16 protein-coding genes are annotated in these 14,159 nt (G+C 67.4%); 9 read left to right on the top strand and 7 right to left on the bottom strand.

Translation table 11 applies throughout. The features are described 5' to 3' along the window. Nucleotides 1–208 precede the first annotated feature (208 nt). Complete coding sequence (locus J0A90_RS14205; RefSeq protein ID WP_207031711.1) at nucleotides 209–991, bottom strand: DUF3750 domain-containing protein; 783 nt, start codon at nucleotides 989–991, stop codon at nucleotides 209–211. A gap of 103 nt (nucleotides 992–1,094) precedes the next feature. Between J0A90_RS14205 and J0A90_RS14200 the strand changes: the two genes are divergently transcribed. Next, nucleotides 1,095–2,027 carry a tetratricopeptide repeat protein gene (locus J0A90_RS14200; protein WP_207031713.1) on the top strand — a complete coding sequence of 311 codons (933 nt, stop codon included), beginning with the start codon at nucleotides 1,095–1,097 and terminating at the stop codon, nucleotides 2,025–2,027. Nucleotides 2,028–2,184: 157 nt separating this feature from the next. Here J0A90_RS14200 and J0A90_RS14195 read toward each other — a convergent pair whose 3' ends face one another. After that, a complete protein-coding gene (locus J0A90_RS14195) occupies nucleotides 2,185–3,333 on the bottom strand; it encodes a PatB family C-S lyase (protein WP_207031722.1) in 1,149 nt (382 codons plus the stop codon). An 82-nt stretch (nucleotides 3,334–3,415) separates the two neighbouring features. Here J0A90_RS14195 and J0A90_RS14190 point away from each other — a divergent pair, with 82 nt between their 5' ends. After that, complete coding sequence (locus J0A90_RS14190; RefSeq protein ID WP_207031724.1) at nucleotides 3,416–3,865, top strand: hypothetical protein; 450 nt, start codon at nucleotides 3,416–3,418, stop codon at nucleotides 3,863–3,865. A gap of 24 nt (nucleotides 3,866–3,889) precedes the next feature. Here the strand turns inward: J0A90_RS14190 and J0A90_RS14185 are convergent, their stop codons facing one another. Next, nucleotides 3,890–4,186: a hypothetical protein gene (locus J0A90_RS14185; protein WP_035475414.1), complete on the bottom strand. Its 297-nt coding sequence runs from the start codon at nucleotides 4,184–4,186 to the stop codon at nucleotides 3,890–3,892. Nucleotides 4,187–4,358: 172 nt separating this feature from the next. Here J0A90_RS14185 and ybaK point away from each other — a divergent pair, with 172 nt between their 5' ends. From ybaK to J0A90_RS14170, 3 genes are all read left to right on the top strand, one after another. Further along, complete coding sequence (ybaK, locus tag J0A90_RS14180) at nucleotides 4,359–4,829, top strand: Cys-tRNA(Pro) deacylase (RefSeq protein WP_207031734.1); 471 nt, start codon at nucleotides 4,359–4,361, stop codon at nucleotides 4,827–4,829. Nucleotides 4,830–5,014: 185 nt separating this feature from the next. Then, nucleotides 5,015–5,536 carry a DUF501 domain-containing protein gene (locus tag J0A90_RS14175; protein ID WP_035475410.1) on the top strand — a complete coding sequence of 174 codons (522 nt, stop codon included), beginning with the start codon at nucleotides 5,015–5,017 and terminating at the stop codon, nucleotides 5,534–5,536. A gap of 35 nt (nucleotides 5,537–5,571) precedes the next feature. Continuing rightward, nucleotides 5,572–6,123 (top strand): TIGR00730 family Rossman fold protein, encoded by a 552-nt coding sequence (locus J0A90_RS14170; RefSeq protein ID WP_035475408.1) that lies wholly within the window; start codon nucleotides 5,572–5,574, stop codon nucleotides 6,121–6,123. An 8-nt stretch (nucleotides 6,124–6,131) separates the two neighbouring features. On the opposite strand, the gene J0A90_RS14165 is transcribed toward J0A90_RS14170, so the two are convergent. Next, nucleotides 6,132–7,874, bottom strand: coding sequence for a lysophospholipid acyltransferase family protein (locus tag J0A90_RS14165; protein ID WP_207031736.1), 1,743 nt, complete (start codon nucleotides 7,872–7,874; stop codon nucleotides 6,132–6,134). Nucleotides 7,875–7,990: 116 nt separating this feature from the next. Here J0A90_RS14165 and J0A90_RS14160 point away from each other — a divergent pair, with 116 nt between their 5' ends. Then, entirely contained in the window at nucleotides 7,991–8,956 is a 966-nt protein-coding gene (locus J0A90_RS14160; RefSeq protein ID WP_207031744.1) for an NAD(P)H-quinone oxidoreductase, read from the top strand. Between the two features lie 19 nt (nucleotides 8,957–8,975). Here J0A90_RS14160 and J0A90_RS14155 read toward each other — a convergent pair whose 3' ends face one another. Beyond that, nucleotides 8,976–9,473, bottom strand: coding sequence for a hypothetical protein (locus J0A90_RS14155; protein WP_035475403.1), 498 nt, complete (start codon nucleotides 9,471–9,473; stop codon nucleotides 8,976–8,978). A 121-nt stretch (nucleotides 9,474–9,594) separates the two neighbouring features. After that, complete coding sequence (locus tag J0A90_RS14150) at nucleotides 9,595–10,110, bottom strand: tetratricopeptide repeat protein (RefSeq protein WP_035475400.1); 516 nt, start codon at nucleotides 10,108–10,110, stop codon at nucleotides 9,595–9,597. Nucleotides 10,111–10,398: 288 nt separating this feature from the next. Between J0A90_RS14150 and J0A90_RS14145 the strand changes: the two genes are divergently transcribed. The 3 genes from J0A90_RS14145 (at nucleotide 10,399) to J0A90_RS14135 (ending at nucleotide 13,287) form a co-directional block, all read left to right on the top strand. Then, entirely contained in the window at nucleotides 10,399–11,436 is a 1,038-nt protein-coding gene (locus J0A90_RS14145; RefSeq protein WP_207031753.1) for an NADP(H)-dependent aldo-keto reductase, read from the top strand. Nucleotides 11,437–11,547: 111 nt separating this feature from the next. Next, entirely contained in the window at nucleotides 11,548–12,330 is a 783-nt protein-coding gene (yaaA, locus tag J0A90_RS14140) for a peroxide stress protein YaaA (protein WP_207031755.1), read from the top strand. A 129-nt stretch (nucleotides 12,331–12,459) separates the two neighbouring features. After that, nucleotides 12,460–13,287 (top strand): Tim44 domain-containing protein, encoded by an 828-nt coding sequence (locus J0A90_RS14135; RefSeq protein ID WP_207031757.1) that lies wholly within the window; start codon nucleotides 12,460–12,462, stop codon nucleotides 13,285–13,287. A gap of 157 nt (nucleotides 13,288–13,444) precedes the next feature. Here the strand turns inward: J0A90_RS14135 and J0A90_RS14130 are convergent, their stop codons facing one another. Beyond that, nucleotides 13,445–13,645, bottom strand: coding sequence for a hypothetical protein (locus J0A90_RS14130; protein ID WP_207031759.1), 201 nt, complete (start codon nucleotides 13,643–13,645; stop codon nucleotides 13,445–13,447). Between the last annotated feature and the right edge of the window lie 514 nt (nucleotides 13,646–14,159).

The following is a 14,159-nucleotide window of genomic DNA, read 5'->3' as shown; positions in this document are numbered from 1 at the left end:
GCCCCGGCTCGACCGTGTCCCAGGCCGGGGCTATGCAGTTCAAGGCTATGCAGTTCAAGGCTATGCAGTTCAAGACTATGCAGTTCAAGACTATGCAGTTCGAGGCTATGCGGCGGCGCCCTCTTCCCGGCCCGATTCTCCAACCGCCCTCTCTGAGCGACACCCTCAGCTCAGGCCCGGCACGAGGCCGACAACCGCTTGCGGCATCTCACTCATCGCGCCGCGGCGGCTGGGCCATCCCCAGGCGCCCGATGCCGGGTAGCCGCAGGGCCGGCGGGTCGACATCGACACCGACGCCGAGCCCCAGCAGGTTGAACTCGATGCCCTCCTCCCACGCCGCGGTCACGCCCACAAGCCCGCCCAGCGAGAGCTGATAGCCGGTATGCGACGGCGCCCGGGCCAGCGGGCCGTCGAGTAGATAATCCTTGCCGATGGCGTTGGCCGGAAAATCCACCGTCAGCTCCGGCACCCGGCGCACCAACCAGGCGACGAAGGTGTTGCTGTTGGGCCCCGGCCAGATGCGATAGCGCCCGGCCTGGGGATAGGTCGGCACCACCTGCTCGATGGTGGCGATGGCCCGCGCCGCCGGCGCCCCGCGCAGCTGTGCCAGCAGCTCGGGAGGATTGCCGTACCAGGCCCGGTCCGGCTGCGCCACGGTGACCTGCACCGTGGGGCGACGCCAGCTCACTACCTGATAGACGCGGTAGTGCGTGGCGTTCTCGGCCTTGGTCGCGATCCAGGTATGCACGCCGAAGGCCCCGCGCCAGGCGAAGGCGCGCGCGGCATAGACCTGCACCAGCGCCGCCGGCGTGGTCGCGGGATCTGGTGCCAACCCGCTGACGCTGCGCGAGGCGTGCTGCCAGTCGCCGCGCCAGTCGACCTGCTGCGACAGCAGCAGCCAGGCCGGCCCGAGCAGCAGACACAGGAGCAGCAGCAGACCACCGCCGAGCAGTTTGAGGATCACGCGCAGGCTGCAGATGGCTCTCGACATGCGACACTCCCCCGTTCGAAATGGGCCGCCGGGGGTTGAATCACCGGCCGCTGACCCGCATAACACTCGCCAATCCCGTACCGCACATCAAGGGCACTTCTTCATGGCAATCGTCGATCCCCGCACAGGCCAACCGCTCACCAGCCCCGACGGCCAGGACAGCAACGCCGCAGCGCAAGCCCCGGCGGAGGACGTCATCGTCGACGTCACCCTGGACAACTTCCAGCAGGTGGTACTGGAAGGCTCGATGCAGCGCCCGGTGCTGCTGCAGAGCTGGGCCGACTGGTGCGAGCCGTGCAAGAACCTCAAACCGATCCTGGAAAAGCTGGCACGCGAATACGCCGGCGCCTTCGTGCTCGCCAAGCTCGATATCGAGGCCTATCCGCAGATCGCCTCGCAGCTGGGGGTGCGCTCGGTGCCCGACGTCAAGCTGATCGCCCAGGGCCAGCTCTACGATCAGTTCCAGGGCGCGCTGCCGGAGAAGCAGGTACGCGAGTGGCTGGGCAAGTATATCGAAGCGCCGGCCGACGCCGCCGAGAGCCCCGAGGAGATGGCCCAGGCGGCGCTCGCCAGCGGCGACACCCAGACCGCCCAGGCGATCTACCAGGAGCTGATCCAGCAGTACCCGGATTACCACGACTATCAGGTCGACCTCGCCGGCGTGCTGGTGGCTGCCGGCCAGACTGCGGATGCCAAGCAGATCCTCGACAATCTGCCGCCCGAGCACCGTGACTCGCCCAAGGCGCGTGGCGTGCGGGCGCGGATCGAATTCGGTGAAGAGGCGCCGAGCGCCGCCGAGATCGAGGCCCTGGGCGAGCGCGAGGATAGCGAGGCGCGGTTCCAGCGCGCGCTGCGTGCAGTCGCCGACGGTGACTACGAACGCGGCCTGGAGGGACTGCTGGCGCTGATGAAGGCTGACCGCGCCTACGCCGACGACGCCGCCCGCAAGACCCTGCTGCGGGTCTTCGATGCCCTCGGCGCAGAACACCCGCTGACGGTGACCTACCGCCGCCGGCTGTTCGCCATGCTCTACTGAGCCATTTCCAGTGGGTCACTCGTAACCGGCCCACTCATAACTGGTCCACTTCCAGCTGGGCCACCGCGCTGGCACGGCAACCTGCTCGCGCTCCCCATGCTGTATCCAGCGACACCCGGCCCAGGCCGGGTGTCGCGCGTCTGGGAGCTGACACGGGTCAGCTCAGAACACGATCCAGCCGGCCCAAGGCCGCTTCCAGTGTCTCACTCGGAGTGCCGAAGTTGAGCCGCACGAATCCCGGCCAGCCGAAGTCGGCGCCGTCGGAGAGCGCCACCCGGGCCTCCTCGAGCAGGCGCTGCTGGGGTGACTCGGCGAAGGCGCTTCCGCGCAGATCCAGCCACGCCAGATAGGTCGACTGCGGCGGTGACAGTATCACCCCAGGCCAGCCGGCGACATGCCGCTCGAGGCGCGCCAGGTTGTCGCGCAGCACCTCGAGCAGCGCCAGGCGCCAGGCTTCTCCCTCGGCGTAAGCGGCCTCGGCGGCGTGCAGCCCAAGCACGTTGACGCCCGGCAGCAGCCCCGTCGCGGCACGCTGGAAGCGCTGCCGCAGGTCGGCGTCGGCGATCACCGCGCAGGCCGCCGAGAGCCCGGCGATATTGAACGTCTTGGAGGGCGCCCAGAGGGTGATCAGGCGCTCGGCGAGTTCAGGACAGAGCAGGCCCAGCGGCTGGTGCGGCCGTTCTGGGTCGAGGATCAGATCGCAGTGCAGCTCGTCGGAGACCACGATCAGCCCATGGCGCTGCGCCAGCTCGGCCAAGCCGCGCAGCTCGTCGACATCCCATACCCGCCCGGTGGGGTTGTGCGGATGACACCACAGGAGCACCCGGGTAGAGGGCCGGATGGCCGCCTCTAGCGCCTCCAGATCGAGCCGCCAGTCGCCGCCGGGGGTGGTCGGCGGTGCCAGTTCGAAGGTCTGCGCCTCGCGCCCGGTGTGACGCGCCACACTCAAGAACGGCGGATAGATCGGGGTCGCCGTGAGCACGCCCTCGCCGGGTTCGCTGAACGCCAGCGCCGCCAGGTGCAGCGCCGGGACCACACCCGGCACCCAGCACTGCCAGGCGGGGTCGATGGACCAGCCGTAATGGCGCTCGCTCCAGCGGCAGAGGGTGTCGCGCAGCGCCGGGGTGGCATCGGCATAGCCGAACACGCCGTGGTCGACGCGCCGGTACAACGCCTCGATCACCGCGGGCGGCGAGCGAAAATCCATATCGGCGACCCACAGTGGCAACACGTCCTCGGCGTACTGCTGCCATTTCTTGGTCGGATACTGCCGTCGATCGATCGACGTGGCAAAATCGAAACTCACGGTAACGTTCTCATCCGGTTGATGATTGTCGGCCGGCCGGCGCCTTTCCAGGAAGACGCCGACCGGCAGTGGAGGAGCGCCAATGACAGAGACTCTCTGCCGCGGTCGTGCCGCACGTCCGTTCTACAGCCGCGTGGTCGCGGGCAGCTCGGCACTGGTCGGCCACTGGCTGCTGCTGGGGCAGGCCGACCCCGACCGCCTGGCGATGATTCTGGCCGATACCGCGCGCCTGGCCAAACTCGGCGACCCCGACGGCACCCCGGACGGCGCCACCCTGACCGCCTGGAGCGGCGACGCCACGCCGCCGCGCTGGGCCGCGCGCACGGCGCTGTTCCTGCTGGTGCAGATGCCCGCCCGGCCCACGCCGCGAGACGCCGACGAGGCCTGCGCCTGGGCTTACTGCTGGCTGCGCAACCGCGAGTTCCCCTCGCTGGAGGCGGCCCGCGAGGCGCTGCCGGCGCATCTTCACACCCCGCTGCACGCGGTGCTGGAGGACGCCTGGCACGATCACCACGGCCAGCGTCTGATCTGAGCGTGGTGGCCGCCATCGCGCTACTCAGCGCTTGGGCACGAAGCCATCCGGCTTGTCCGCCAGCCAGGTGACGAAAGCGCGGATATCGGGATGCGCCATCAGCGCCTCGCGGCTGGCATAGTGGTCCGCCAGCTCGCGCTCGCTGAGCATGCGATGGAGATGCGAGTGGCAAGGGCGACAGATCCACAGCACGCGGGTCTGCATCTGCTCGCGCCCGTAGCGCTTGCGGTAGCGCGGCTTGCGGTGCAGCGCGCGGGGAATCAGGTGGTGGCGGGTCAGCGGCGCTCGGCGCCCGCACAGCCCACAGCGGTCATGGCTCATCGGTTGGCGTTCAAGCGACTCTTCAAGGCGGTCTTTGAGACGACGGCTCGCATCCGGCGGGCGTCATTTCAGCCTAGCGTCGCCAATCAGGGCGCGCCAGCGGCGCGCTGGCCTGTCCCGGTCATGTAGACTGGAGCGCCGCGCCGTACCCATTCTGACAAGGAGTGCTGACATGACACCGGCCGTGCGTCTGCTCGAATCCCGCGGCGTCGACCACCGCGTCACCGCCTACTCGCTCGATGCTGCGTCCGAGAGCTACGGCCTGGACGCCGCCCGCGCCCTGGCGCTGCCGCCGGCGACGATCTTCAAGACGCTGCTGGCACGCACCGACACGGGAAGCCTGGTGGTCGCCATGGTGCCCGTCGACGCCACACTCGACCTCAAGGCGCTGGCCAAGGCCGCCGGCGCGCGCAAGGCGCAGATGGCCACCCCGGCCGAGGCCGAGCGCGCCACTGGCTATCTGGTCGGCGGCATCAGCCCGCTGGGGCAGAAGCGCCGGCTGGCGAGCTTCATCGACGACAGCGCGCTCGCCCTCGACGAGATCCACGTCAGCGCCGGCAAGCGCGGGCTGGAACTGTCGCTGGCCCCTGGCGACCTGATCACGCTGCTGGCGGCGACGCCGGTGGCACTGGCGCGGCGCTGAGAGAGACAGCCGCGCGGGTCGGCCGATTGCCCGGCCCTATCCGGGACGACTATCATGCGCCCTCCCGGCGGTCATGCGCCCTCCCGGCGGTCATGCGCGCTCCCGGCGGCGATGCGCGACCCCAGCACTCGCCCCGGCGATAACGCGCCGCCACCGTTGCCACACGCTCATACGGAATATCCAGCATGGTGATTCGCACCGATCAGACACCGACCGAGGCCCAGCTGGCGATCATCGCCGAGCAGCTCGGCCGCCCGCCGCGCGGGCTCGAAGCGGTCGCCGCCACCGATAGTCAGGGTCGCCCGCTGGTCCTGCGCATGGCGCCGATCGTCGACGATGCCCCCTTTCCCACGCTCTACTGGCTCTCCTGCGAACGCCTCAAGGTCGTGCTCTCGCGGCTCGAGGCGAGCGGCGTGATCAAGGAGCTGGAAGCACGCCTGCAGCAGGAGCCGACGTGGCTTGCCAGCTACCACGCCAGCCATGAAGACTATGTCGCCCAGCGCTGGTCCTACATGAGCGATGCTCAGCGTGCGGAAATCGAGCGCCGCGGCTTCGCGCCGCTGATGCGCGAACGTGGCGTTGGCGGGATCACCAACTGGGACCAGGTGCGCTGCCTGCATACCCAGTACGCCCATCACCTGTGCGGCGACAATGCCATCGGACGCTGGCTCGACGAGACCTACGACGTCGCCGCCAGCATCCCCTGACGGCCGTCTCATCCGATCGCTGAAGGAGCGACAACGTGCATATTTGTGTCTACCTGGGTTCCCGCGAGGGCAAGCACCCGCAGTTCGCCGCCGCCACCGAGGCGCTCGGCCAGGCCATCGCCGCGCGCGGCTGGGGGCTGGTCTACGGCGGCGCGCGCAACGGCCTAATGGGGCGCCTGGCTAACGCCTGCCTCAACGCCGGCGGTGAGGTGATCGGGGTGATGCCCGAGCATCTGGTCCAGCGCGAGGTGTCGCACCAGGGCCTGACGCGGCTGATTCGCGTCGCCAACATGCACGAGCGCAAGGCGACCATGGCCGCCCACGCCGATGCCTTCGTCGCCCTGCCCGGCGGCATCGGTACGCTGGAGGAGCTGTTCGAGATCTGGACCTGGCGCTATCTGCAGTTGCACCACAAACCGGTGGGGGTGCTCGATGTGGGCGGCTTCTACAGCGGGCTGCTGAATTTCCTCGATACCACCGTGGAGCACGGATTCCTGGATGCCAGCACCCGCCGCGAGCTGATCGCCGACACCGATATCGAACGCTTGCTGGACCGGCTGGCGGCGGATCGCGACCCGGCCGCCTGACGCCCGGCTCATTCCGTACTCAGCGCCGGCGCCAGCGTGTCGGCGCCGACATAGCGGCGGCGCTTGTCGGGCTTGAGCCGGGTGACATCGACCACCACCAGGCCATCCACGCAGAAGCCGAAGTCGGTGTCCACGCCGAACCCCAGAAAGCGTACCGCTCCGGGTTCGGCGACTTCGCAGTACTGCTTGTAGAGCACCGGTACGCTCACCCCCATCGCCTCCAGCTGCTCGCGCAGGCGACGAAAGTCCTCGTCGCGATCGCTACCGTCGAACAGCCGCTCCGCCTCCAGTCGCCCGGCATCGGAGAGCACGAACGGGGCCCGCGGGCGCACGCCCTCCTCGGGGTCGCCGTAGTAGTGACGGTAGTAGCTGACCACCAGTTCACGGGCGCGCAGCGGCAGCGCCGCCGAGAGCGACACCGGGCCGAACAGCCAGCGCACCTGCGGATGATGGCGCAGATAGGCACCCAGCCCCTGCCACAGATAGTCCAGGCTGCGCCGCCCCCAGTAGCGCGGCTGAACGAAGCTGCGACCCAGCTCGAGCCCGTGGCGCAGCTGATCCCAGGGCGCCGTGTCGAGATGAAAGAGGGTCGCGGCATAGAAGCCATCGGGGCCGTGGGCGTCGAGGACCGCCCCCGCTTCGCCCAGGCGGTAGGCCCCGGCGATCTCCAGATCACGGTCGTCCCACACCAGCAGATGGCGGTAGTAGTCGTCGAAGGTGTCGAGATCGCGCCGCCGGCCGGTGCCTTCACCGACCCGGCGGAAAGCGATCTCGCGCAGCCGGCCGATCTCGCGCAGTACCACCCCGTGGGGCGGCCCCTCGACCAATAGAATCTGCTTGCCGTCCTTGGTCTCGCCCAGCCGCCGCGCCTCGCGCAGCGCTTCACGCAGTGCCTGCCGGCTCTCCGGGTGGGCGATCGCCGCTTCACCGCGGAACAGCCCCTTGCGCCCCTGCCCCAGCCGGTAGACGTGCTTGCGCAGCAACTTGAGCGTCGCCTCCGAGCGCAGGCCGCCACGCGCCAGTCGCTCCAGTGGCAGCAGATCGCCTATGCGCACGCGTAGCTGGCGATCGCGCTGGCGGAACATCTCGTGCGGCAGCAGCAGCGTACCGATCTCATCACGCAGCGCCGCCAGGGCGTAGAACAGCCAGGAATTGCGCCCGCCCACGTGCAGCGGCAGCAGCGGCGCATTGGTACGCCGCGCCAGATGCAGCACACCCGCCTGCCAGCGACGATCGCGAATGCCGCGCGGCCCGGCCCGGGAGACCTCACCGGCGGGGAACACGATCACCGCCTCCTCACGGTCCAGCGCCGCCTCGATCGCGGCCAGGCTGCGGCGATAGCCGCGCCGGTTCAGGTTGTCCAGCGGCAGCAGGCAGGGCTCGAGCGGCTCGATCTGAGCCAGTATCGAGCTCGCCACGATGCGCACGTCGCTGCGCACATCGGCCACCAGGCGCAGCAGTGCCAGGCCATCGAGGGCACCCAGCGGATGGTTGGCGACGATCAGCACGCGTCCGAATACCGGGATGTTCTCCCGCTCCCGTGAGGAGACCGCATAGCCGAGGCGGAAGTAGTCGAGCACCTGTTCGACGAAGGCCAGCCCCCGGGTCTCGCGGTGGCGCGCCAGGAAGTCGTTGATCTCGCGCTCGTGGATCAGGCGTCGCATCAGCGCCGTGGTGCAGTGCCGCAGCCAGCCAGGCAGGCGACGAAAGCCGCCGAGGTGTCGTTCGAGCAGCGCGCCGGTATCGATCATGGGCCATCCCCTTTCTCACTTGGGAAGCTGCCAGCATGGCGCTGACATATGACAACGGCGTGGCCATCGTCGGGCTGCTAGAGTGAGGGGATGCCCTTAGCGAGGAGAGTACATCGATGCACGCGATCGCCATCGAGTCGCAGCGCCTGGTGTGGCGCGAACATGAGGCACCCGGCCCGGTAGGGGCCACGGAGGTGCGTATCGAGGTGGCCTGGGCCGGGGTCAATCGCGCCGATCTGATGCAGCGCGCCGGCAAGTACCCGCCGCCGCCGGGCGCGCCGGACATTCCCGGGCTGGAGGTCAGCGGTACCATTGCCGAAGTGGGGCAGCGGGTCGAGCGCTTCCGTCGCGGCGACGCGGTCTGCGCGCTGCTGGCCGGCGGCGGCTACGCCGAGCAGGTGGTGGTGGACGAGGCCCAGGTGCTGCCGATCCCCGCCAATCTTGGTCTGCGCGAGGCAGCGGCACTGCCCGAGGTATTTGCCACCGCCTGGCTCAATCTCTACATGGAGGGCGCCGCTCAGAGCGGCCAGCGCATCTTGCTGCACGCCGCGGCGAGCGGCGTCGGTACCGCCGCGATCCAGCTCTGCCGCGCCTTCGGCAACCCCTGTTTCGTCACCGCGGGGAGTCAGGAGAAGCTCGACGCCTGCACCCGCCTGGGTGCCGATGCCGGCTGGAATCGCCACGACGGTAGCTTCGTCGACGCCGTCAAGGCGTGGGGCGGCGCCGACATGATCCTAGACCCGGTCGGCGGTGACTACGTGGAGCAGGATCTGGCGGTGCTGAACGCCGATGGCCGGCTGGTGCTGATCGGGCTGATGGGCGGCATGGAAGCCAAGCTCGATCTCGGGCGCATGCTGATGAAGCGCCAGCGCGTGATCGGCTCGACCCTGCGCTCACGCTCGGCCAAGGCCAAGGGGGCGATTCTGGATGCGCTGCACGCCCAGGTGTGGCCCAAGCTAGCGAGCGGAGAGATCAAACCGCTGATCGCCGAGACCTGGCCGATCCAGGAAGCGGAGAGTGCCCTTCAGCATCTCGACGACAATGCCAATATCGGCAAGGTGCTGCTGCGGGTCAGCGCTTGAGTGACCGCGCCGCCGGGGCTCACTCGGCGGCGAGCCGGCGGGTCTCGCTGTAGGTCAACTGCAGCAGTCTGGCATCGTCTCCGGCGCGATGGCGGCGGATGTCATGATCCTGCACCACCCGCTCCTTGGTCTCGCGCCACAGTGTCACCTGCGCCTCGGAGAGCAGCCGACGCAGCGCTTCCAGGCGAAACCGCGGCAGCATGCCGGCCTGATCGAAGAGCAGCGCGAGCCAGGTGTTGTCGTAGCCCCAGCTATCACTGTAGGCGACGCCGATCTCGGCCAGCTCATCATTGAGCCAGCGCGCCACCTCGACTGCGGGATAGCCCTCACGGATCAGCCGCGCCCGCGAGATGCCGTGCAGCAGTTCGGCCTTGGCGTCCCAGTGGGTCCAGGTATCGGCGGGTTGGATCAGGAAAGCACAGCGCGTGCCGTCGGCCCGGGCCAGGCCAACCTCGATGGGATAGCTGCCACGGCCAAAGCCCGAAGCTTCGATGTCTAAAAGGACAGGCAGCGACACGGGGTGGACTCCCTCTTCATGATGCCGTCGCATCTGGCGACGCCGGTGTGGCGTCATCATGACAGTGTTGGCGCGGGAGTTCACCCCGACCGCACGCGGCACCGGCCGGCACCGCCGAGGGTCAATGTGTCAGCGGTGCGGCCTGCGGCGCTTCGAGCAGGGTCTGGCCAGCGAGATGGTCGGCATACTGCGCCCAGGCCTCGGCCCGCGCCGAATCCTGCGCAAGCCCCAGCTCACCACCGAGATAGGCCTGTGCCAGCCGCTCGGCGGCCTGGCGATGACCGTTCTCGCCGGCCCGGGCATACCAGGTCACCGCGTGGTGCTCGTTGGGCTGGTACTGGTTGCAGCCGTGCTCATAGAGACAGCCGGCCTGGAACTGGGCGTGGCTGTCGCCTTCCTGTGCGGCCTGGAGCACGTAGCGGGCACCAGTGGACTTGTCCTGATGCGAGACACCGCGTGCCAGCAGTACGCGGCCGTAGAGCGAACGCGCCGGCAGATGGCCGGCGTCGGCACAGCGCTTGAACCACTTGAGCATCAGCCGCTGCTTGCTGGGCGAGCGAGTCATCCAGCGCGTGTGGCACAGTCCGGAGGCGAGACGAAACTCGAAGCGCGTCAGGAAAGAGAACGTCTGTGGCATAACTGACAGTGACCTTGAGGACGAAGACCGCTGGCGGTCCGAGAAACCCTGTCGATCTGGACGCATCTTTGTTCTACGACAACACGGTTGTTAACGGCATCGGAATCGACTTGCTGCAGGCTCGCCCGGGGCTGCCGGGCGGCGAAAGGCCGCAAGCATACGCCTCCCCGATGGCCGACTCAACCCCCGCCGGAGGGGCGCTATTTGCCGCCCCCGGAAGGCCCCAGTAACATACGATTTTCAGTCGTCTTTTCGGCCCTCGCCCGAGGGCCCTGATGGGAGCGCAACATGCAACGACGCCCACTCGGCAAGACCGGGATGCAGGTCTCGCGCCTGTGTCTCGGCACCATGACCTTCGGCGAGCAGAACAGCGAGCAGGAGGCCCACCAGCAGCTCGATCGTGCCGTCGACGCCGGAATCAACTTCATCGATACCGCAGAGATGTATCCGGTGCCGCCCAAGGCCGAGACCCAGGGACGCACCGAAGCCTATATCGGCAGCTGGCTCCAGCAGCGTGGTCGTCGCGACGATCTGATCATCGCCAGCAAGGCCGCCGGTGCCGGCCGCGGCATGACCCATCTGCGCGGCGGCCCGCGCCACACCCGCGAGCAGATCCATCAGGCACTCGATGCCAGCCTGCAACGTCTGCAGACCGACTATCTCGACCTCTATCAGTTGCACTGGCCCGATCGCCACGTCAACTGCTTCGGAGAGCTCGGCTATCTACCGGGTGACGACAGCGAGGCCACCCCGCTCGAGGAGACCCTGGGAGCGCTCAAGGAGGCCCTGGACGCCGGCAAGATTCGTGCCGTGGGGCTCTCCAACGACACCCCCTGGGGCGTGATGCGCTGCCTGCACCTCGCCGACACCCTGGGGCTGCCGCGCGTGGCCAGCGTGCAGAACCCCTACAATCTGCTCAACCGCAGCTTCGAAGTCGGCCTGTCCGAAATCGCGCATCGCGAAGCGGTCGGCCTGCTGGCCTATTCACCGCTGGCCTTCGGCGTGCTCTCGGGCAAGTACCTGGATGGCCAGCGTCCGGCCGATGGCCGCCTGACGCTGTTCGAGCGCTTCTCGCGCTACACCTCGGACATCGCCCAGGAGGCGACCCGGGCCTACGTCGAGATCGCCCGCCGCCACGACCTCGATCCGGCGCAGATGGCGCTGGCCTTCGTCACCGCGCAACCGTTCGTCACCAGCAATATCATCGGCGCCACCACGCTGACCCAGCTGGAGTCCAACCTCGCCAGTGATCAGTTGACGCTCTCCGCCGAGGTCATGGAGGAGATCGAAGCGGTGCACCGTCGCATCTCCAACCCCTGCCCCTGAACGCCCCGGGGCGCTGACGCGGGCCGTCCTCGGTCGGTGATGCCGTTCATGGCGGCCCGCGTCACCCCGTCATCGCCGCGCAGCCCTGCCGCTCGATAAGGAACCTACGCCATGCTCAGCATCATCTCTCCGGCCAAGACGCTGGATTTCGAGACCCCGGCGACCACCCGCGAGGTCACACGCCCCGACTATCTCGAGCAGAGCCGCGAGCTCATCGAGATCCTCCGCGGCTACTCGCCCCAGCAGCTCTCCGAGCTGATGGGCATCAGCGACAAGCTGGCCGGGCTCAACGCGGCACGCTACGCCGAATGGCAGACGCCGTTCACTACCGACAACGCCAAGCCCGCCGCTCAGGCGTTCCAGGGCGATGTCTACGTGGGTCTGGAAGCGACCAGCTTCAGCGCCGCCGACAACGCCTTCGCCCAGTCGCACCTGCGCATCCTCTCCGGGCTCTATGGGCTGCTGCGACCGCTCGACCTGATCCAGCCCTATCGTCTGGAAATGGGCATCCGGCTCGAGAACCCAGCCGGCAAGGATCTCTACGCCTACTGGCGTGAACGGCTGACCCGAGATCTCGACGCGGCGATCGCCGAGAGCGGCAGCAACACTCTGGTCAATCTCGCCTCCAATGAGTACAGCAAGGCGGTCGATCTCAAGCGCCTGAAGGCCGATGTCGTCTCGCCTGTGTTCAAGGACGAGAAGAACGGTCAGTTCAAGATCATCAGCTTCTACGCCAAGAAGGCGCGTGGTCTGATGGCCGCCTGGCTGATCCGCGAACGCGTCGAGTCACCCGCGGCACTCACCGACTTCGACGTCGCCGGCTATCGCTACGCGGCCGGGGAATCCAAGCCGGGCCAGCCGGTCTTCCTGCGTCATGAGCGCGATCGCGATTGAGTCGATGCTCTACGCCGAGCCCAGGCCCCGTTCAGCTCCCATTCATGCAATGTTGAGACAATGGGGGCAGTGACCGGGCCTCTCGCCTTCGGTTTCGACGACACCCGATTTCCCTTCAGGAGATATGCCATGCGCAACCTCTTCGTCATGCTGCTGGTCGGCATGCTCGGCATGACAGCCGCCGTGGAGCACGCCGAGGCCAAGCGCTTCGGCGGCGCCAAGAGCTTCGGCTCCTATTCGCGCTCGGCTCAGCAGCCGGCCACGGCGCCCGCCCGCGGTAGCGCTACGACGCCGCCACGCCAGCCGAGCCCGGGTCTATCGCGCTTCGCAGGCCCGCTGGCCGGCCTGCTCGCCGGCGGCCTGCTCGCCTCGCTGTTCTTCGGCGGCGCCTTCGACGGCATTCGCATGCTCGACCTGCTATTGATCGCCGTGGTGCTGTTCATCGCCTTCCGCTTCCTGGCGGCACGGCGACGGCACGCCCATGCCAATGCCGGTGACGGTCACGCTGCCCAGCGCGAGGAACATGCCGCGCAGCCGATGCCGTTCTCCACCGGTGGTGCGGTCGGCGGTGCGAGTATCGCCAGCGAGCCGGAATGGTTCGACCGCGAGCGCTTCCTGGCCGGCGCCAAGGAGCACTTCATGACCCTGCAGCGGGCCTGGGACAACAACGACCTGGAACGTATTCAGGAGTACGTGACCCCCGAGCTCTACAACCTGCTCAAGGCAGAGCGCATGGCGCAGCCGGCCAACAACCGTACCGAGATCGTGCGCCTGTTCGTCGAGCTAGGCAGCGTGCAGGAGCTCCAGGGCGAAGCCGAAGCCACAGTGCTGTTCCATGGCGTGCTGGAAGAGAACGGCGAAGAGACCGAGTTCAACGAGACCTGGCACCTCAAGCGCGCATTACGCGACGGCGCCCCCTGGTACGTTCAGGGGATCGAGCAGAACGCCGCCAACTAACTCGCTTTTTGCACGATAAATTCTGCACACATAAAAAACCGGGCCCTGTGTGGGGCCCGGTTTTTTTATTTACCGCTTTTTTGCTCACCACTGTATCAGCGCTTCGTGACAAGCCGGGTTGTTCGCTTGCTTGTCCGTTCAGCGCTGAAGGCTGGCGTCAATTCTTGGCGTCTTCCGCCTTGTCCTGGATGTTGTCGCCGGCGTTTTCCATGGCCTGCCCAGCATCATCCACCGCATTGTCCACTGATTCACCTGCTTTCTCGGCCGGGCCATCGTCGTTGTCGCAGGCTACGACGCCGAACGCCATCATGCCCAGCATCATCGCCATGGCCATCTTCTTCAGTAGATCAGAACGCATATCGACACTCCTTTGGATACGACTCCGTGTATGACCCTCATAACATAGTCGGTAAGATTTGCCTCAGCCAGCGTTCGTGCACGCCTTCCCCATTTTCTCCGCGATAAGCCAGAAGATGCAGATCACTGTCGGCAAATGGCGTCAGTTGCGAGGCCGATGAGCCCTCTATAACTGCGACTCGGCCAGCATCGGCCAACTATCCACAGGCGGTCATCCCTGGAGCTCGATAAAGGGGATGGGGATAAGTCAAAGCGCCTGAGACAGGCGAAGGGAGATAAATGCTGAAGATATCAACACCCAGAAACGAGTGAACCCCAGTCTCTGACGAGACTGGGGTTCGGTATAGGTGCCTGACTAGGACCCGGGCGGCGCTCCGCTACTCTTCAGGGAGAGACCCCTAAACGAATGAACCCCCGGCATGAGCCGGGGGTTCGGTGTAGGTGCCTGACGATGACCTACTCTCACATGGGGAGACCCCACACTACCATCGGCGCTAAGCGGTTTCACTTCTGAG

It is taken from the genome of Salinicola sp. DM10 (genome assembly GCF_017306975.2).
Taxonomy (GTDB): Bacteria; Pseudomonadota; Gammaproteobacteria; order Pseudomonadales; family Halomonadaceae; genus Salinicola.
The sequence above is the reverse complement of the archived record's forward strand: the minus strand, read 5'-3'. Positions and strand labels throughout refer to the sequence as shown.